Raw genomic sequence first — 18,287 nt, 5'->3', positions numbered from 1 at the left:
CGAAACCGGGTTGCCGCTCCTCCGTTATCGATGGAGAGTTCGAGCCCCAGTGGAGTTGGTCATGCGAAAACCCCAGAGCGTCAAGGCCCTTGAAACCTTCGGCCGCGTCCGCCTGTCGGAAAACTTCTTCATGCGCGATTTTCTCTATTCCGAAATCGCGGTTCTCAACGGCTTCCACAACCTTCCCGATGATCCCGATCTCGCCATCGCCGCCGGCAAGGTGCTCTGCGAAACCCTTCTCGAACCCCTACAAGCCCGCTTCGGCCGCCTCTCCATCCGTTCGGCCTATCGCTCGCCCGAAGTGAACCGCTTCGGCAACGAAAATGGCCTGAACTGTTCGACCAATGAGAAAAACTACACCGGCCACATCTGGGACCGCCGCGACGCCGCCGGCCGCATGGGCGCAACCGCCTGCGTGGTGGTCAACCGCTTCATCCCCTATTACGAGCGCACCGGCGATTGGGAAGCCATGGCCTGGTGGGTTCACGACCACCTGCCCTATTCCGACATGGAGTTCTTCCCGAAGTTCGCAGCGTTCAACTTGCAATGGCGCGAAGGGCCGATCCGCGGGATTTATAGCTTCATCCCGCCCCGGCGAGGGCGACTGACCGGCCCGGGGAAGGACAATAGGGCCGGTCGGCACGAGGCGTCCTATGCGGCGATGCTCGCGGAGATTGGGTAGGCGAGACACCCTCATCCGGCCCTTCTGGCCACCTTCTCCCCGACGGTTAGAAGAAAAGAGGGCATCGAGCCATCAGGATTCCTCTCCCCGTCGGGGAGAGGGTGGCCGAGCGTAGCGGAGGCCGGGTGAGGGGATTCTCTCCACTCGCTCGGTTGAGCAAGCGGGCCCACGCATGCCTCCCCACCACCGCCTTCCCGCGGACTTGATCCGCGAGCCTCTCCCAACACGGCACAAGCCGACAAAGGCCCGCGGATCAAGTCCGCGGATAGGGCCGGTGGTTGGTTGGCAATCGCGTTCTAGCTAAAGAAAATCCGCCCGCATCGGCGTGAACACATCCACCAGCCGCCCCGGCTCAAGCGCTTTCACTCCATGCACCAACCCACTCGCCACAATGAAACTCCCCCCGGTCCCCACCACCTGGGTCACCCCATCGATGGTCACCTCAAAGCTCCCCTCGGCCACGTAGCTCACCTGCACATGGGGATGGCTATGCAACGCGCCCACCGCGCCCGCATCAAACCCGAACTCCACCTGCATCAGCTCCGGCGTATGGATCAGCACCCGCCGCCGATTGCCCGGCGCCACTTCGATCCACGTCGCGTCACCCGCCTGCGCAAAAACCTTGTCCATGCTCACCTCGCCAACCAGCCCCCGTCCACCGGCACCACTGCGCCGTGCATATATCCCGCCGCCCGCGACAGCAGAAACACCGCCGCGTCGCCGATATCGCTCGGCTCGCCCCAGCGTCCCGCCGGTATCCGCGCCAAAATTCCCGCCGACCGCTCGGCATCGGCCCGCAGGGCCACCGTATTATTGCTCTCGATATAGCCCGGCGCGATGGCGTTCACATTGATCCCCCGCGCCGCCCACTCATTGGCCAGCAGCCGCGTAACACCCAAAACGCCATGCTTGGACGCCGTGTAACTCGCCACTCGAATGCCGCCCTGAAAGCTCAGCATCGAGGCGATATTGACGATTTTTCCCGCTCGTCCAGCATCCAGCACTTTCCGCCCAAACGCCTGGCACAAGAAGAACATCGCCTTGAGATTGACGTCCATCACGTCATCCCAATCGGCCTCGGTAAAATCCACCGCATCGACCCGCTTGATGATCCCGGCATTGTTCACCAGTCCGTCGATCGGCCCATGCGCCTCCCAGGCCCGCTCGAACATTTCCGGCGCACCGCTCGACAGGTCAGCGCTCACCGGCACGAAGTCAGCGCCGATCCCCGCCATCAACCCTGCCGTCTCGTCCAGCGATGACCGCCCAACCCCGATCACAAGCCCACCGGCCCTGCCAATCGACAGCGCTATCCCCTGCCCGATCCCGGTGTTGGCGCCCGTCACCAGCACCGTCTTGCCCTCAAGGCTGAACGCCGAAAGATCCATCAGCGCAGTTCTTCCATCGCTACTTTGTCGACGTCCGTATAGTCGACATTGTCGCCCGCCATCGCCCAGATGAACGTATAACTCGCGGTCCCAACGCCCGAGTGGATCGACCACGACGGCGACAAAACTGCCTCCTCGTTCTTGACCATCAGGTGCCGCGTTTCGTCATATTCACCCATCAGATGCACCACGCGCGCGTCCTCGGCGAGATCGAAATACAGATACGCCTCGCTGCGGCGGTCATGATAATGGCTCGGCATGGTGTTCCACACCGATCCCGCCGCCAGCGTCGTCATCCCCACGACCAATTGGCAGGTCTTGGCGCCCTCGGGATGGATGAACTGGAAGATCGAGCGCTCATTGCTCGTCGCCTGGCTGCCCAGATCGAGGCGCTTGGCATCCTCAATCTTGATCAGCGTAGTTGGATGGCGCGCATGCGCCGGCGCACTGATGAGGTAGAACTTGGCCGGCTCCCCGGCATCGTCCGACGCAAAGCTCACCGCCTTGGCGCCCATGCCGACATAGAGCATATCCCGCGCCGCCAGCCTGTGGCTCGCGCCATCGACGCTGATGCTCCCGGCCCCGCCGATATTGACCACGATCAGCTCGCGCCGATCCAGAAAGTTCGGTGTCCCCGTCGGCTTGATCGCCTCCAGCGCCAGCGCCGCCCCACCGGGCATTGCCCCGCCAATCGCCAGCCGGTCATAATGCGAATAGGTCCAGTTCACCCCACCGAGGGTAAACAATTCCTCGATCAGAAAGTGCTCCCGCAGCTCGTCGGTATTCATCGTCGCGGCGCTGACCGGATCGATGGCAAAGCGGATTTCGAAATCTGTGGTCATGGCGGAGCTCCTCAGCGCGTGCCCGCCCTTCTACCCCGCGACAATCTGGTATGGAAGATGAAAGACGAGAAACTCTTCGCCCCACCCCACCACCGGTCTTCCCGCGGGCTTGACCCGCGGGCCTCTCGCCGCTTGTGCCGGGTTGAGAATGACCCGCGGATCAAGTCCGCGGGCAGCGCCGTGTATGTGGTACGATGCTGCTCAATGTGAGAACCGCCGCCCCGTTAAATATGGATCGCCCCATCCTCCAGCGACAAAGCCGCCTCGCGCACCGCCTCCGACAGCGTCGGATGCGCATGCGTGGTGCGCGACAGGTCCTCGGCCGAGCCGGAAAACTCCATCAGCACCACCAGCTCGTGGATCATCTCGCCGGCATTCTTGCCCACGATATGCGCGCCCAGCACCCGGTCGGTCTCCACATCGGCCAAAATCTTCACGAACCCCTGCGTCGCCAGCATGGCCTTGGCACGGCCATTGGCGGTGAAGGGGAACTTGCCGATCTTGTAGTTGACGCCCTCAGCCTTGAGCTCATCCTCGGTCTTGCCGACCGACGCGATTTCCGGATTGGTGTACACCACCGCCGGCATCGCCGCATAGTTCACATGCCCAGCCTGGCCCGACAGGATCTCGGCCACCGCGATGCCCTCGTCCTCGGCCTTGTGCGCCAGCATCGGCCCGGCGATGACGTCGCCAATGGCATAGATGCCATCCACCGAGGTCTTGAACTGCGCATCGACGCGCACGCGGCCGCGCTCGTCCAGCGCCACGCCGACGATGTCCAGCCCCAGGCCATCGGTGAAGGGCTTCCGCCCGATCGCCACCAGCGCCACGTCGGCATCGAGGAGTTCCATGTCGCCGCCCTTGGCCGGCTCGATCCGCACCTTGAGCGAACCGTCGTCCTGCTTGTCGATGCCCGCAACCTTGCTCGACAGCTTGAATTCCATGCCCTGCTTTTGCAGCATGCGCTGGAATTGCCGCGCCACTTCGCTATCCATGCCCGGCAAAATCCGGTCGAGATATTCCACCACCGTCACCTGCGACCCGAGCCGCGCCCAGACCGAGCCCAGCTCCAGCCCGATCACGCCCGCGCCGATCACCAGCAGGCGCTTGGGCACCTTGTCCAGGTTCAGCGCCCCGGTTGAAGTCACGATCTGCTTCTCGTCGATCTCGATGCCCGGCAGGTTGGCCGAAACCGAACCCGAGGCGATGACGATATTCTTGGTCTCGATCTCGGTGCGCGCGCCATTCTCGGGCGTCACGAATACCTTGCCCGGCGCCGCGATGGTGCCGATGCCGCGGAACGTGGTGATCTTGTTCTTCTTGAACAGATAATCCACCCCGCCCACATTGGCGGCGACCGTTTCGGTCTTGTGGTTCATCATCTGCGCCAGGTTCAGCACCGGCGCCGGAATGTCGATGCCCAGCGGCTTGAAGCCGTGGCCGGCTTCCTCGAACATCTCGCTGGCATGCAGCAGTGCCTTGGAGGGGATGCAGCCGATGTTGAGGCAGGTGCCGCCCAGCGTGCTCCACTTCTCCACCACCGCAACCTTCATCCCCAGCTGGGCCGCGCGGATTGCCGCGACATAGCCGCCCGGACCCGAGCCGATGATGGTGAGATCGAACGCGTCTGCCATGATGGAAAGCCCCAATTACCCTAGTGTTGCTGGCTTATAGCGACCCGCACCGCCAGCAAGATGAATGTAATGCCGGTGACACGATTAAACCACCGGCCAAGACGGAAAAAGCCCTGTCGCACGCTGCTGGTCGTAAAGAAAATCGACACCAGCGCAAACCAGGCAAAAAGCATCATGCTCATGCACAGCACATAGAACACCTTGATGTCGCCGCCGGTATGCGCCGAGACCAGCGTCGTGAACAGCGCGAGGAAAAACAGCACCGCCTTGGGGTTAAGCAGATTGGTCAAAAAACCCAGCCCAAACGCCGCCCAGTCGCTGCGCCGCGCCTCGTTCTCATCCCCGATGATTGGCGGCGTCGGCGGCGGACTGCGCAGCGCCGCGATCGCCAGCCACACCAGATAGGCGGCCCCCGCCCACTTCAAGATATTGAACAGCAGCAGCGATTGCCCCACGATCACCCCAACACCCAGCAGCGTGTAACTGCCATGCACCAGGATCGAGGTGGCGATCCCCGCCGAGGTGAACAAGGCCGCCCGCCTGTCCTGCGCGATCGACTGCCGCAGCACCATGGCAAAGTCTGCGCCGGGAATGACCGCGTTGATGGCGAAGGCCAGCATCAGTCCGGCAAACTCAAACCATGGAAAACTCATCGCACCACCGCGCAGCTATGACAGTCCATACCTATACGGGGCATCGCTGGGGCGAAAGCCGAAATCCGGCTGTCCCGTCATCCCATTCTGCACGTAGAAAGCGGATGAGGCGCTCCAGCCATTTCTGCTCCGGCCGCTGGTGCTCCTGCATACCCAAATCTCTCCTGTCCTTCCCGCGGGCTTGACCCGGGGGCCACTCGCCGCTTGTGCCATGCTGATAGCGGCACGCGGATCAAGTCCGCGGGAAGAACAGTGGGTGGGGATAGATCGCTGGAGTGCCCGATATAAAGAGTCAGCGGCTACCGCGCGCACCCCGCGAACGTGAACACATCGCCCGGATCGGCGTCATTAAACTCGCGCCGATAACTCGAATACCACATTGCCGAGGTCAGTTGCGGCAGCAGGATCTGCAACGGCGCCGGAGCGCGGTCATTGGTCGCCAGCACGCTGATGCCATTGACCATCTCGGTATAGACCACCGCCTCCCACAGCCGGCAGGTTTGTGCCTTCTCGGCCTTGGGATCGCAGGGGCCCTCCAGCGCGCCCCAGGATTGCGCATAGCCGTTCGGCTGCCAGACGTCGCCACGCAGCTCCACGCCGGATTTTGGCATCGCCATGGTGAAGGCAGCGGTCTGGTTGACCATCGCCGAAACCGGTACATCGTGAAATTCTATGGTCCAGTCGCTGCCCGGCTGGTCGTATCGCGCATTGACCAATGCGCATTCCGCCCCCAATGCCGGCGCGACCAGTCCCGCCGCCGCCAACAACGCCCCCAACAGCCGCATCGTCGCCCTCCACGTAACGATCAGCTTATCGAATCGGCGCCGTCCGCCAAGTCATGCTTTCACTGCGAGGCGATTTCCTGCGCCTTTTTTAGTGGGCCCGACAACTGTTTATCGATATCCATCGCCCCGCCCTCGACCTCGGCCAGGAAGTTGCGGCAAAACCCTTCCTTGTCGCCGGCCTGGTTATAGGCGGCCATGATCTGCGCACCGCCATAGGTCTCGGCGGATTCAAGTTGTCCCGGCGTGCCGCCGCCTAGGCGCTCGATGACCCGGTCGGCCAGATCGAGAAATCCGACATTGCGCAGATACCAGTTGTCGTTGGCCTGCTCATAGGCGGTGTCGAGCCCCGTGGTTTCGTAACAATGCGAAGTCATCGCCGAAACGATGGCGGCCGAGGCGTGAAACGCCATCAACTCGCCGACCAGCTTGGCGTCGCCGTCCTGCCCCTTGGCCACTCCGCCCGTCAGCATCACCATCGCCGCGCAAGCGACCGCTCTCAAACCCGTCAACCAAACCACTCCGGAACCCTGGACCCGCGCCATAGCATCTTCTGTGGGCCTGATACCGGCAAAACCTTGCCCGCGCGTTGCTGTGGGCAGGTTGTGCAATCACTTTTACCGGAGAGTCGGGGCGTGGCGCGTTTGGCGTTGCTTAGTACTGCGATTTGCCACCGCTTTGCGCGTGCTGCAGAACCACTCCCGTCCCTCCCCGCAAGGGGGAGGGTGAGCCCGGCGGGCTTGGCAGAAGCGTGCAAAACACTCGATATCACCCTCCCCCTTGCGGGGAGGGCCAGGGAGGGGGTTCTTCCTCACCGCAAACTCGATGTTGCCCTGCCCCCTAGGGAGCAATCCCCCGCCCGCCCGTCACGTTGATCACCGACCCGATAGTATAGCTCGCCTCGTCCGACAGCAGCCACAGGATCGCTCGGGCCACTTCCTCGGCTGTGCCGGGCCGCGGGATCGGCAGCGATGGCCCCATCCGATGCGCCCGGTCCGGATCGCCGCCAGCTGCATGTATCTCGGTCGCGATCACCCCTGGCCGCACCCCGTTGACGCGAATGCCATCGCCCGCCACTTCCAGCGCCAGCCCGACGGTAAAACTGTCTATGGCGCCCTTGGCCGCGGCGTAATCCACGTAAGTGTTGGGCGCACCCAGCTTGGCGGCCGCCGATGTCACGTTGACGATAGCCCCGCCCTGCCCGCCAAACTTGGTCGACATCCGGCGCACCGCGCGCCCCGCGCAGAGGATCGAGCCAAAAGTATTGACCGCGAAAATCCGCTGCAATCGCGCCAGGTCGAGGTCTTCCACGCGTATACTGGGCTCGATCGTCCCCGCATTGTTGACCAGCCCAACCAGTCGCCCCATCCGATCAGCCGCCGCGAAAATGTGGTCGATATCGGCCTCCAGCGTCACATCGCCCCGCACCGCAAGCGCTTCGCCGCCCATGCCATGGATTTTTGCGCAAACCGCCTCCGCCGCCGTCACATTGCCGGCATAATTGACGATGACCCCATAGCCCCGCTCGGCCGCCAGCAAGGCCGTCGCCGCCCCAATTCCGCGCGATCCCCCGGTAACGATCACAACCTTGTCAGACATCGCCAAATCTCCCTCAATGTGTACAGTCTAGGATTTATCGTCGATGGGCGCATCCCTCTCCGCTCATCCCACAGGGTCGAAATCCCGACGCCGTCTTCATCGCCGAAAGGATGCGCGTTCTGATGCCACAGTCCACAAACCGCCTGAGCTGTGCCTGCGGCCAGTTCCACCTTGAGGTCATTGGTGCGCCGATCATCAACGCGGAATGTCATTGCACCAGTTGTCGCGAAGCCGGCGCCCGGCTCGCTTCCGTACCACCAGCCTTTCCGCTCCAGCAACCCAATGGCGGAACGCATTACGTGCTCTATCGCAAGGATCGCGTTGGCTTTCCGGTCGGCACCGAAAGCCTCGCCCAGTTTCACCTGATGCCGACCTCGCCCACAAGGCGCGTCCTGACCAGGTGCTGCAACACACCCATTTTCACCGAATTCAAGCACGGCCATTGGCTGAGCCTCTATGCCGGCCTCTGGGCCGGGCAACCCCTGCCCCCACTGGACCTGCGCACCCAGACCGGCAACCTGCCGCCAGGCACGCAGCTCACTGGTGATGTTCCGGCCGGCGCGATGGCAACCGCCGGATTCTACGCCAAACTGCTCCGCTCCTGGATCGCCATGGGCTTTAGGGTTCCAACCATAACCGTAAACGGCGATATCAAAGCCTGACTTCCGCGCAAGAGCAGCCCCACCCCTGTCCCCTCCCCACAAGGGGGAGGAGACCCTCCAAACTATCTTCGTATCCACTCGCTCAGAGCAGCAGTTCCATCGTCTCCCTCCCCCTTGTGGGGAGGGGTCAGGGGTGGGGGATGTTTAGCCCGTATCCCGCCATGACCCACAAACATAAGGGCCCGCCTTTCGGCGAGCCCCAAAATTCAAATCCGTCAGACCCTTAGAGATCGAGGACGAGCCGTTCCGGCGCCTCAAGGCTTTCCTTGACCCGGACCAGAAACGTCACCGCTTCCTTGCCGTCGACCACGCGGTGATCGTAGCTGAGCGCCAGATACATCATCGGCCGCACCACGACCTGACCATTGATGGCAATCGGCCGCTCCTGGATTTTGTGCATGCCCAGAATGCCCGACTGCGGAGCGTTCAGGATCGGCGTCGACATCAGCGAACCATAGACGCCACCATTGGAAATGGTGAACGTGCCGCCCTGCATGTCGGCCATCGACAGCTGACCGTCGCGCGCCTTCTTGCCCAGGCCGTTGATCGATTTTTCGATCTCGGCGATCGACATCGAGTCGGCATTGCGCACCACCGGCACGACCAGGCCTTTTTCGGTGCCCACGGCTACGCCGATATGCGCGTAGTTCTTGTAGATCAGGTCGTCGCCATCGATCTCGGCATTGATCGATGGGATTTCCTTGAGTGCATGCACCACGGCCTTGGTAAAAAAGCCCATGAAGCCGAGCTTGACGCCATGCTTCTTCTCGAACAGTTCCTTGTAGGAATTGCGCAAATCCATCACCGGCTTCATGTCCACTTCGTTGAAAGTGGTCAGCATGGCGGCAGTGTTCTGGGCGTCCTTCAGGCGACGCGCAATGGTCTGGCGCAGGCGGGTCATCTTCACCCGCTCTTCGCGCGACGCATCATCGGCGGCGACCGGCGCACGCGGCGCGGCAGGCGCCTTCGGAGCCTCGACAGCAGGCGCTGCCGGAGTGCTTGCAGGCGCGGCCTGTGCAACCGCAGGCGCGGCGGCCTGGGCCACGGGAGCGGCCGGCGGCGTGATTGGACGGCTCAGCGCTGCCAGCACGTCTTCCTTGAGCACCTGACCGCGCTTGCCCGAACCTTCGATGTCCGAGCCGTTGATCTCGTTCTCGTTGATCAGCTTCTGCGCCGAAGGAGCCGGCGGCATCGTGGTGCCATTGACCGGCGCGGCGCCTGCCGGCTTGATCGGCTCAGGGCCCGCGGCGTTCGCTGCGGGAACGGCCGCCTTGGCTTCGACGGACTTGGGTGTCACCACCGCACCGGCGCCGCCGATGGCGCCCAGCAGCGCGCCGACATCAACCGTATCGCCCGGATTGGCCGCGATGGCTTCCAGCACGCCGGCCGCGGGAGCAGGCACTTCGATGGTGACCTTGTCGGTCTCCAGCTCGACCAGCGGTTCGTCGGCAGCGACGGTGTCGCCCACCTTCTTGAACCATTGCCCGATCGTGGCTTCGGTAACGCTCTCGCCCAGGGTCGGCACCCGGATTTCGGTCGACATAATTGGCAGGTCCTTTGTTTATGTCTCAGGCGTCCCTGAGCGGGACGCCGCAAATTAGCTGGTAACGCTGACGCTTTAAAGCGCTATCGGCATTTGTTAGCTGGCGTAAGCCTCGTCGAGGAACGCCTGCAACTGCGCCAGATGCGTGCGCATCAGCCCTGTCGCCGTCGAGGCCGAAGCCGGCCGGCCGACATAGCGCACGCGCTGGCCATTGCGACCCATCTGGTCGAACACCCATTCCACATAGGGCTGGATGAACGCCCAGGCGCCCATGTTCTTGGGCTCTTCCTGGCACCAGACGATTTCGGCATTGGGGAAGCGGTTCAATTCGTCCAGCAGCGCCTTGGCGGGGAACGGATAAAGCTGTTCCAACCGCAGCAGATAGACATCGTTGATGCCCTTCTTCTCGCGGTCTTCTAGGAGGTCATAATAGACCTTGCCCGTGCACACCACGACGCGGCGGATCTTGTCGTCGCTCGCCAGCCGCACTGTCGTCTTGGGCGCGCCAGGCGCTTCCGCATCGTCCCACAACAGGCGATGGAAGCACGAATCCGGCCCCATCTCGTTGAGGCCCGACGTCGCCCGCTTGTGGCGCAGCAACGACTTCGGCGTCATCAGGATCAACGGCTTGCGGAAGTCGCGGGTGACCTGACGGCGCAGCGCATGGAAATAGTTCGCCGGCGTCGTGCAGTTGGCAACCTGCATATTGTCTTCCGCGCATAGCTGCAGGAAGCGCTCGGGACGCGCGGAGGAATGCTCGGGGCCCTGCCCCTCATAGCCATGCGGCAGCAGCATCACGAGGCCGCTCATGCGGAACCACTTGCGCTCGCCCGAGGAGATGAACTGGTCGATCACCACCTGCGCGCCGTTGACGAAATCGCCGAACTGGGCCTCCCAGATCGTCAGCGCCTTCGGCTCGGCCAGCGAGTACCCATACTCAAAGCCCAGCACCGCCTCTTCCGAGAGCATCGAATTGATGACTTCGTAGCGGCTCTGGTCTTCGCTCAGGTTATTGAGCGGCGTATAGGTGTGGTCGTCCACCTGATCGTTCAGCACGGAATGTCGCTGGCTGAACGTGCCGCGTTCCACGTCCTGGCCGGAAAGGCGCACCGGGTGCCCCTCGGTGACCAGCGTGCCGAATGCCAAAGCTTCCGCCGTCGCCCAGTCTATCCCCTCGCCCGCTTCGATGGCGGCAAGGCGATTGTCCATGAACCGCTTGACCGTCTTGTGGACGTTGAAGTCAGCCGGCACATAGCTCAGCTTGGCGCCGAGCTTGGCCAGCGTATCGATCGCGACGCCCGTATCGCCGCGACGCGGACCATCCTGCTCGGCCGGACGCAAATCCCGCCACGCACCATCCAGCCAATCGGCCTTGTTGGGGCGATAGTCCTGCCCGGCCTGGAATTCGCCTTCCAGATGCGCGCGCCAGCCGGCCTTTTGCTCTTCGAGCTGTTCGGCCGTCAGCAGGCCCTCGCCGATCAGCTTTTCCGAATAGATCTCGAGCGTCGTCTTATGCGCGCGGATCTTGGAATACATCATCGGCTGGGTGAACGAAGGCTCGTCGCCTTCATTGTGCCCAAAGCGGCGGTAGCAGAACATGTCGATCACCACCGGCCGCCCGAACTTCTGACGGAACTCGATGGCCACCTTGGCGGCGAACACCACCGCTTCCGGGTCATCCCCGTTGACGTGCAGCACCGGCGCTTCGATCATCTTGGCCACATCGGTCGGATAGGGCGAAGAGCGCGAATAGAGCGGGCTGGTGGTAAAGCCGATCTGGTTGTTGATGACGAAATGGATCGAGCCACCCGTGCGGTGCCCCTTGAGGCCCGACAGCCCCAGGCATTCGGCGATCACGCCCTGTCCGGCAAAGGCCGCATCGCCATGCAGCAGCAGCGGCAGCACCATGGTGCGGTCCGGCTTGCCGTCGGTGGCGATATTGATGAGCTTGCCATCAGGGGAGATATGCTGGTCCTGCTTGGCGCGCGCCTTGCCCAGCACCACCGGATCGACGATCTCGAGATGGCTGGGGTTCGCGGTCAGCGACAGATGCACCTTGTTGCCATCGAACTCGCGGTCCGAGGAGGCACCCAAGTGATACTTGACGTCGCCCGAACCTTCCACGTCCTCGGGGTAATAAGCGCCACCCTTGAACTCGTGGAACAGCGCCCGGTGCGGCTTGTGCATCACCTGCGTCAGCACGTTCAGCCGCCCGCGATGCGCCATGCCCAGGACGATGTCCTTGATGCCCATGGCGCCGCCGCGCTTGATGATTTGTTCCAGCGCCGGGATCAGCGACTCCGAACCATCGAGGCCAAACCGCTTGGTGCCGGTGAACTTGACGTCGAGGAACTTCTCGAAGCCCTCGGCTTCGATCAGCTTGGAGAGGATGGCCTTCTTGCCTTCGGGCGTGAAGGTAATTTCCTTCTCCGGCCCCTCGATGCGCTCTTGGATCCACTGCTTGGCTTCAGGATCGGAGATATGCATGAATTCGATGCCGACCGTGCCGCAATAGGTGCGTTCCAGGATCGCCAGCATTTCCGGGATCGTGGCGTATTCCAGCCCCAGATAGTTATCGATGAAAATCTTGCGGCTGAAATCGGCTTCCGTAAAGCCATAGCTGCGCGGATCGAGTTCCGGCGCCGGCTCGTCGGCCTTGAGCTTGAGCGGGTCGAGATCGGCATGCAGATGCCCGCGCATGCGATAGGCCCGGATCATCATGATGGCGCGGATCGAGTCACGCGTCGCCTGCAGGATGTCGGCCGTTGTCGCTGCCGGAGCGCCAGTGGCCTCGGCCTTCTTGGCCATGACCTTTTCGGTCTTGATGGCGATTTCGCCCCAATTGCCGTCGAGCGCGCTGACCAGTTCGCCATTGGCGCTCTGCGGCCAGTCCTTGCGGCCCCAGCTCGGGCCATCGGCGCTCTTCTTGGCGTCGCTGCCGGTATCGTCCAGCTTGCCGAAAAAGCTCGCCCAGGTCGGATCGACGCTGGCCGGATCAGCCTTGAAGGCAGAATAGAGTTGCTCGATATAGTCGGCGTTCCCACCATAGAGGAACGACGTCAGCAAGAACGTGTCGTTCTTTTCCTGTCGTGTCATCGCTTTTTGTCGCGAGGCCCACGCCCCGCCATCCTTCTGAACGGGCTGGAGAAAGATCCAGCCGCATGCGGTCCTTAAATTAGGTCGGATACTGACCGCTTATCCTTAGTATCCTGTTAAATGAAGCGCTCCCTGAGCAGGAACGCGGCTCAATAGTCTCGTCGAACATAGCGTGGAGCTACCACTGTTCTGTGTCCGACATGCGACCGGCATGGTCACAATTCGATGAGGAAGAACCCCCACCTAGCCTCCCCCTGGAGGGGGAGGAATTACATCGGGGCTGTCGCAGATCACTGCCTGGCCCCGGTCAGTCCCTCCCCTTCCAGGGGGAGGTCAGGTGGGGGTCACCCCACCCACAATCTCTCTTCAGCCCTTCAACACTTCGCTCAGCGTCCGGCCGATCCGCGCCGGCGACTTCGACACCTTGATACCCGCGGCTTCCATCGCCGCGATCTTGTCTTCGGCGCCGCCCTTACCACCCGAAATTACGGCGCCAGCATGGCCCATCGTGCGCCCGGCCGGTGCCGTCAGGCCCGCGATGAAACCGGCCATCGGCTTCTTACGGCCCTTCTTGGCTTCGTCGATCAGGAACTGCGCGGCGTCTTCCTCGGCGGAACCACCGATTTCGCCGATCATGATGATCGATTTGGTCGCTTCGTCGGCGAGGAACATTTCAAGGATATCGATGAACTCCGTCCCCTTGACCGGGTCGCCGCCGATACCGACAGCGGTGGTCTGGCCAAGGCCTTCATTGGTGGTCTGGAACACTGCCTCATAGGTAAGCGTGCCCGAGCGGGAAACAATGCCCACCGAACCCTTAGAGAAGATCGAACCCGGCATGATGCCGATCTTGCATTCCTCGGGCGTCAGCACGCCCGGGCAGTTCGGCCCCAGCAGCCGCGACTTCGAACCGACGAGCCGCGCCTTGACCCGCACCATGTCGAGCACCGGAATGCCTTCGGTAATGCACACGATCAGCGGAATTTCCGCCTCGATGGCCTCGATGATGGCGGCGGCGGCGCCCGGAGGCGGCACATAGACGACCGATGCCGTCGCGCCCGTGCGCTCCTTGCCCTCGGCAACCGTCGCGAACACCGGCAGCGATGCCGAGGCGTCGACGCCGCTGGTCCAGGTCTCGCCGGCCTTTTTGGGGTTCACCCCACCCACCATCTGGGTGCCGTAATAGGCCAGCGCCTGTTCGGTGTGGAACGTGCCGGTCTTGCCGGTCAGCCCCTGCACGAGAACCTTGGTGTCTTTATTGACCAGAATGGACATGGATTTTCCTACAGTCGATTGAGTTCGGTGACGGTCAGCGCGCTTGTCGCATTGCCGGTATTGAGCGTGCTCGAAGGTTCCACCATGAGCACGATGGGCTCGTGGGTCAGCGCGCGGGGCCGATGTTCGGTGGCCTTGGGCACGACGAGGAATTCGCCCTCGCCCAGTTCCACCACGCCGTCGCGAAAATCGATGGCAATCCGCCCCTTGAGCACGAGAAACGCTTCGTCCTCTTGCTCATGCGCGTGCCAGTCGAAGACTTCGCCGAATTTGGCGATCTTGACCTGGCTGTCGTTGACGTCGCCGGCGAGATGGGGCTGCCACACACCCTTGATGCCGGCCTCGGCCGCCTCGACCAGGTTGATCTTGCGGGGCACCATCACCCTTAGCCCTTCACCGCCGCCACGATCTTTTGTGCGGCGTCGTCGAGATCGTCGGCCGAAATCACATTCAGGCCCGACTTGTTGAGGATTTCCTTGCCTTCCTTGACGCGCGTGCCTTCCAGCCGCACGACGAGGGGCACCTGCAGCCCGACTTCCTTGACCGCGGCGATCACGCCCTCGGCAATGACGTCGCAGCGCATGATACCGCCAAAAATATTGACCAAGATGCCCTCAACCGCCGGATCGGCAGTGATGATCTTGAACGCCGCTGTCACCTTCTCCTTGGTGGCCCCGCCGCCAACGTCGAGGAAGTTCGCCGGCTCGGCGCCATAGAGCTTGATGATGTCCATGGTCGACATCGCGAGGCCCGCGCCATTGACCATGCAGCCAATGTTTCCATCGAGCGCCACGTAGGCCAGGTCAAATTTGGAGGCTTCGATTTCCTTGGCGTCTTCTTCGCTCAGGTCACGCAGTTCGGCCAGTTCGGGATGCCGGAACGCCGCATTGTTGTCAAAGCTCACCTTGGCATCGAGCACGCGCAGGTGCCCGTCGGTCATCACGATCAGCGGATTGACCTCGAGCAGGCTCATGTCCGTGTCGGTGAAGGCCTTGTAGAGAATGGGGAACAGCTTGGCCGCATCCGTCTTGGCGTCGCCATCGAGCTTGAGCGCGGCGACGATCTCGGCCACGTCCTTGTCGGTCACGCCCGCCAGCGGATCGATGTCCACGGCGATGATCTTTTCGGGGGTATCATGGGCCACCGCTTCGATATCCATGCCGCCTTCGGTCGAGACCACGAACGAGACGCGCCCGGTCTCACGGTCGACCAGCACCGAGCAATACAGCTCGCGCGCGATATCGGCGCCGTCTTCGATATAGAGCCGATTGACCTGCTTGCCGGCCGGGCCGGTCTGCTTGGTCACCAGGGTATTGCCGAGCATTTCCTTGGAGAAGGCGACCACGTCGTCGATCGTCTTGGCCAAGCGCACGCCGCCCTTGGCATCGGGACCGAGTTCCTTGAACTTGCCCTTGCCGCGCCCGCCAGCATGGATCTGGCTCTTGACCACATAAAGCGGCCCCGGCAGCGACTTGGCGGCAGCAGCCGCCTCATCGGCGGAGAAAATCGCCACGCCTTCAGCCACCGGCGCGCCGTAGGTCTTCAGCAGCGCCTTGGCCTGGTGTTCATGGATATTCATTTTAGTCCCCTTGGATGGGTCGAATTCTATTGGCCGATTGCCGGCAGTTCAGTCAGCCCCCCCTGAGGGGAGGGGTCGGGGTGGGGGTGTCGTGATCACCATATAGCCCGATGGGCGTGGAAACCTCGACACCCCCACCCTGTCCCTCCCCTCAAGGGGGAGGGAACGACTGCCCACAGCGCCGAGATTATTTCAATTTAGGCGCAATCACCTTGCACGCCTCGATTAGGCCTTCAACAGCACCGACCGACTTGTCGAACGCCTTCTGTTCAGCACTGTTGAGTGAAATTTCGATGACCTTTTCAGCGCCACCGGCACCGATCACCACCGGCACGCCCACATAGGTGCCTTTGACGCCATACTGGCCGTCCAGATACGCCGCAGCCGGCAGCACCCGCTTCTTGTCCTTGAGATAGCTTTCCGCCATCGCGATCGCCGAAGTGGCCGGCGCGTAGAAGGCCGAGCCGGTCTTGAGCAGGCCGACGATTTCGGCGCCGCCATCGCGGGTACGCTGAACGATGGCGTCGAGCTTTTCCTTGCTCATCCAGCCCATCTTGACGATGTCGGTCAGCGGGATACCGGCCACCGTCGAATAGCGCACCAGCGGTACCATGGTGTCGCCATGGCCACCCATCACGAAGGCATTGATGTCTTCCACCGAAACCTTGAGTTCATCGGCGATGAAATGCACGAAGCGCGAGCTGTCCAGCACGCCGGCCATGCCGATCACCATATTGGTGGGCAGGCCGCTGAACTTCTGCAGCGCCCACACCATCGCGTCGAGCGGGTTGGTGATGCAGATCACGAAAGCCTTGGGCGCATACTTGGCGATACCCGCGCCAACCTGCTCCATCACCTTGAGGTTGATTTCCAGCAGGTCGTCGCGGCTCATGCCGGGCTTGCGCGGCACGCCGGCGGTGACGATGACCACATCGGCGCCCTTTAGGTCTTCATATTTGGAGGTGCCGGTGATCTTGGCATCATAGCCTTCGACCGGGGCCGACTGGGAAATGTCCAGCGCCTTGCCCTGCGGCACGCCGTCGACAATGTCGAACAGCACGATATCGCCCAGATCTTTCATAGCCGCCAGATGGGCCAGAGTTCCACCGATCTGCCCCGAACCGATGAGAGCGATCTTTTTGCGTGCCATAAGCCTCAATCTCCGACTGCGTTGATTTGGCGCACCTCTTAACCCTGTCCCCATTTCAGGGCAAGTGAACCCTTCGTCTTAAAGGGCTTCGCAGCCATGCCCATGGGTCAAGGCCCTATGCCGGTTCGGCAGCCCCCGCGTCGCGCAAACCCTGTGCCAAGTAGTCCTCCGACTGCATTTCGATCAGTCGCGACACCGTGCGCTGGAACTCGAACGCCGTCTTGTCGTCGCTCGCCAACTGCTCCAGCGGCACGGCAAAGCTCGCCCCCAGCTTCACCCCGCGATCATAGAGATTGTCGATCAACAGGATGAACCGCTTGGCCCAGTCGCTGCGCGTCCGGTCCATCTGTGGCACGTCGTCGATGATGATCGAATCGAATGCATGGGCAATTTTGACGAAATCGCGCGACCCCAGCGGCTTTTCGCAGAGGTCCGCAAACCCGAACCGCGCCGCCCCCAGCGCTGCCAGCGGCACGGCGATCTGCCGTCCGGTACTCTCGATGCTGGTTGGCTCCCCGGGCTCACCGCCGGTGATGCGCAGCCACAGCTCGTCCATCGCCGCCCGTGCCGCCGCTCCGGTTCCGAAGCAATAAACGTGCTGCCCGGCAAATTTCAGCCGCCGATAATCCCGCGCCGCCGGCAATTCCGCCACCAGCGTTCGCTCTTTCAACAGCCTGATGAACGGAACGAACAGCTCGCGGTTGAGCCCATCCTTATAAAGCCCATCCGGCGCCACATTGCTCGTCGCCACCAGCGTCACGCCCGCCGCGAACAGCTTGTCGAACAGCCGATACAGCAGCATCGCATTGGTGATGTCGTGGACATGGAATTCATCGAGGCACAACAGCCGCAGCCCCGATTTGATGATCGGCTTGACCACCGCCTCAATCGGATCGCCATCGTCGCCCTTGGCTTTCGCCTTTTTGCGAAATGCCGCGATCCCGGCATGGATCTCATCCATGAATTCGTGGAAATGCACCCGCCGCTTTTGGCTGATCGTCACGGTCGTGAAGAACAGATCCATCAGCATGGTCTTGCCCCGTCCGACCTCGCCGAACAGGTAGAGCCCCTTGACCGGCTCCGGCTTCTCCATCAGCCGCGCAAGAAATCCAGCATGCTTGCTGTCCTCCAGCCCCTCGGCCACCCCATCGAGCAACCGCGCCGCCTCCCGCTGCGCCCCATCCCCCACAAACGCCCCCCGCTCCACCAGTGCCGCATAAGCAGCGCTGATTGGACCTTCAGAAGCGGAGGTTCGTGAAATGGTCACTACGATTTTCGGATGTTGGATTTGGCTCAGGCCGAGTCGAAAACGGTGGTTCGCGAGAACCGGAGCGCAGCGTACTTTTGTACGTGAGCACCGGAAGCGCAGTGAACCGCCGTTTGCAGACCGGCCTCAGTCAAA

17 protein-coding genes are annotated in these 18,287 nt (G+C 62.4%); 2 read left to right on the top strand and 15 right to left on the bottom strand.

The genetic code is table 11. The annotated features are described in order from the left end of the window. Positions 1 to 61: 61 nt before the first annotated feature. Positions 62 to 682, top strand: coding sequence for a hypothetical protein (locus ABIB57_RS18955; RefSeq protein ID WP_354042768.1), 621 nt, complete (start codon positions 62 to 64; stop codon positions 680 to 682). Between the two features lie 300 nt (positions 683 to 982). Here the strand turns inward: ABIB57_RS18955 and ABIB57_RS18950 are convergent, their stop codons facing one another. From ABIB57_RS18950 to ABIB57_RS18915, 8 genes are all read right to left on the bottom strand, one after another. Continuing rightward, positions 983 to 1,312, bottom strand: coding sequence for a cupin domain-containing protein (locus ABIB57_RS18950; protein ID WP_354042767.1), 330 nt, complete (start codon positions 1,310 to 1,312; stop codon positions 983 to 985). Between the two features lie 2 nt (positions 1,313 to 1,314). Then, positions 1,315 to 2,070, bottom strand: a complete 756-nt coding sequence (gene kduD / locus ABIB57_RS18945; RefSeq protein WP_502914427.1) for a 2-dehydro-3-deoxy-D-gluconate 5-dehydrogenase KduD — start codon at positions 2,068 to 2,070, stop codon at positions 1,315 to 1,317. Then, positions 2,070 to 2,912, bottom strand: coding sequence for a 5-dehydro-4-deoxy-D-glucuronate isomerase (kduI, locus tag ABIB57_RS18940; RefSeq protein WP_354042766.1), 843 nt, complete (start codon positions 2,910 to 2,912; stop codon positions 2,070 to 2,072). Before kduI ends, kduD begins: the two co-directional genes overlap by 1 nt. 224 nt (positions 2,913 to 3,136) lie before the next feature. Continuing rightward, positions 3,137 to 4,546: a dihydrolipoyl dehydrogenase gene (gene lpdA, locus ABIB57_RS18935; protein ID WP_354042765.1), complete on the bottom strand. Its 1,410-nt coding sequence runs from the start codon at positions 4,544 to 4,546 to the stop codon at positions 3,137 to 3,139. 20 nt (positions 4,547 to 4,566) lie between these two features. Further along, positions 4,567 to 5,199, bottom strand: a complete 633-nt coding sequence (locus tag ABIB57_RS18930) for a LysE family translocator (RefSeq protein ID WP_354042763.1) — start codon at positions 5,197 to 5,199, stop codon at positions 4,567 to 4,569. Between the two features lie 299 nt (positions 5,200 to 5,498). Beyond that, positions 5,499 to 5,984 (bottom strand): hypothetical protein, encoded by a 486-nt coding sequence (locus ABIB57_RS18925; protein WP_354042762.1) that lies wholly within the window; start codon positions 5,982 to 5,984, stop codon positions 5,499 to 5,501. A 59-nt stretch (positions 5,985 to 6,043) separates the two neighbouring features. Next, the gene (locus ABIB57_RS18920; protein WP_354042761.1) at positions 6,044 to 6,454 is read right to left on the bottom strand and encodes a hypothetical protein; all 411 of its coding nucleotides are present in this window, start codon (positions 6,452 to 6,454) and stop codon (positions 6,044 to 6,046) included. Between the two features lie 367 nt (positions 6,455 to 6,821). Then, on the bottom strand, positions 6,822 to 7,580 hold the full coding sequence (locus tag ABIB57_RS18915) for an SDR family oxidoreductase (protein WP_354042760.1): 759 nt from the start codon (positions 7,578 to 7,580) through the stop codon (positions 6,822 to 6,824). Positions 7,581 to 7,702: 122 nt separating this feature from the next. Here ABIB57_RS18915 and ABIB57_RS18910 point away from each other — a divergent pair, with 122 nt between their 5' ends. Continuing rightward, positions 7,703 to 8,242: a GFA family protein gene (locus ABIB57_RS18910; RefSeq protein WP_354042759.1), complete on the top strand. Its 540-nt coding sequence runs from the start codon at positions 7,703 to 7,705 to the stop codon at positions 8,240 to 8,242. Positions 8,243 to 8,465: 223 nt separating this feature from the next. On the opposite strand, the gene odhB is transcribed toward ABIB57_RS18910, so the two are convergent. The 7 genes from odhB to zapE all read right to left on the bottom strand — a co-directional run bounded on the left by odhB (position 8,466) and on the right by zapE (position 18,152). Continuing rightward, entirely contained in the window at positions 8,466 to 9,785 is a 1,320-nt protein-coding gene (gene odhB / locus ABIB57_RS18905) for a 2-oxoglutarate dehydrogenase complex dihydrolipoyllysine-residue succinyltransferase (protein ID WP_354042758.1), read from the bottom strand. Between the two features lie 96 nt (positions 9,786 to 9,881). Continuing rightward, the gene (locus tag ABIB57_RS18900; RefSeq protein WP_354042757.1) at positions 9,882 to 12,881 is read right to left on the bottom strand and encodes a 2-oxoglutarate dehydrogenase E1 component; all 3,000 of its coding nucleotides are present in this window, start codon (positions 12,879 to 12,881) and stop codon (positions 9,882 to 9,884) included. Between the two features lie 366 nt (positions 12,882 to 13,247). After that, complete coding sequence (gene sucD / locus ABIB57_RS18895; RefSeq protein WP_354042756.1) at positions 13,248 to 14,156, bottom strand: succinate--CoA ligase subunit alpha; 909 nt, start codon at positions 14,154 to 14,156, stop codon at positions 13,248 to 13,250. 8 nt (positions 14,157 to 14,164) lie between these two features. After that, positions 14,165 to 14,536, bottom strand: coding sequence for a cupin domain-containing protein (locus tag ABIB57_RS18890; RefSeq protein ID WP_354042755.1), 372 nt, complete (start codon positions 14,534 to 14,536; stop codon positions 14,165 to 14,167). 5 nt (positions 14,537 to 14,541) lie between these two features. After that, positions 14,542 to 15,735 carry an ADP-forming succinate--CoA ligase subunit beta gene (gene sucC / locus ABIB57_RS18885; protein ID WP_354042754.1) on the bottom strand — a complete coding sequence of 398 codons (1,194 nt, stop codon included), beginning with the start codon at positions 15,733 to 15,735 and terminating at the stop codon, positions 14,542 to 14,544. A 187-nt stretch (positions 15,736 to 15,922) separates the two neighbouring features. Next, positions 15,923 to 16,885, bottom strand: a complete 963-nt coding sequence (gene mdh / locus ABIB57_RS18880) for a malate dehydrogenase (RefSeq protein ID WP_354042753.1) — start codon at positions 16,883 to 16,885, stop codon at positions 15,923 to 15,925. A 115-nt stretch (positions 16,886 to 17,000) separates the two neighbouring features. Further along, positions 17,001 to 18,152: a cell division protein ZapE gene (zapE, locus tag ABIB57_RS18875; RefSeq protein WP_354042752.1), complete on the bottom strand. Its 1,152-nt coding sequence runs from the start codon at positions 18,150 to 18,152 to the stop codon at positions 17,001 to 17,003. Positions 18,153 to 18,287: the final 135 nt, after the last annotated feature.

Source organism: Devosia sp. UYZn731 (assembly GCF_040546795.1).
GTDB lineage: Bacteria > Pseudomonadota > Alphaproteobacteria > Rhizobiales > Devosiaceae > Devosia.
The sequence above is the reverse complement of the archived record's forward strand: the minus strand, read 5'-3'. Positions and strand labels throughout refer to the sequence as shown.

Bases quoted from the DNA above. Each gene is read 5' to 3' on its own strand.
- ABIB57_RS18910 (WP_354042759.1), top strand. From the start codon at position 7,703: ATGCCACAGTCCACAAACCGCCTGAGCTGTGCCTGCGGCCAGTTCCAC.
- lpdA (WP_354042765.1), bottom strand. From the start codon at position 4,546: ATGGCAGACGCGTTCGATCTCACCATCATCGGCTCGGGTCCGGGCGGC.
- ABIB57_RS18900 (WP_354042757.1), bottom strand. From the start codon at position 12,881: ATGACACGACAGGAAAAGAACGACACGTTCTTGCTGACGTCGTTCCTC.
- mdh (WP_354042753.1), bottom strand. From the start codon at position 16,885: ATGGCACGCAAAAAGATCGCTCTCATCGGTTCGGGGCAGATCGGTGGA.
- ABIB57_RS18950 (WP_354042767.1), bottom strand. From the start codon at position 1,312: ATGGACAAGGTTTTTGCGCAGGCGGGTGACGCGACGTGGATCGAAGTG.
- sucD (WP_354042756.1), bottom strand. From the start codon at position 14,156: ATGTCCATTCTGGTCAATAAAGACACCAAGGTTCTCGTGCAGGGGCTG.
- ABIB57_RS18930 (WP_354042763.1), bottom strand. From the start codon at position 5,199: ATGAGTTTTCCATGGTTTGAGTTTGCCGGACTGATGCTGGCCTTCGCC.
- ABIB57_RS18890 (WP_354042755.1), bottom strand. From the start codon at position 14,536: ATGGTGCCCCGCAAGATCAACCTGGTCGAGGCGGCCGAGGCCGGCATC.
- odhB (WP_354042758.1), bottom strand. From the start codon at position 9,785: ATGTCGACCGAAATCCGGGTGCCGACCCTGGGCGAGAGCGTTACCGAA.
- kduD (WP_502914427.1), bottom strand. From the start codon at position 2,070: ATGGATCTTTCGGCGTTCAGCCTTGAGGGCAAGACGGTGCTGGTGACG.
- kduI (WP_354042766.1), bottom strand. From the start codon at position 2,912: ATGACCACAGATTTCGAAATCCGCTTTGCCATCGATCCGGTCAGCGCC.
- ABIB57_RS18925 (WP_354042762.1), bottom strand. From the start codon at position 5,984: ATGCGGCTGTTGGGGGCGTTGTTGGCGGCGGCGGGACTGGTCGCGCCG.
- ABIB57_RS18920 (WP_354042761.1), bottom strand. From the start codon at position 6,454: ATGCTGACGGGCGGAGTGGCCAAGGGGCAGGACGGCGACGCCAAGCTG.
- sucC (WP_354042754.1), bottom strand. From the start codon at position 15,735: ATGAATATCCATGAACACCAGGCCAAGGCGCTGCTGAAGACCTACGGC.
- ABIB57_RS18955 (WP_354042768.1), top strand. From the start codon at position 62: ATGCGAAAACCCCAGAGCGTCAAGGCCCTTGAAACCTTCGGCCGCGTC.
- ABIB57_RS18915 (WP_354042760.1), bottom strand. From the start codon at position 7,580: ATGTCTGACAAGGTTGTGATCGTTACCGGGGGATCGCGCGGAATTGGG.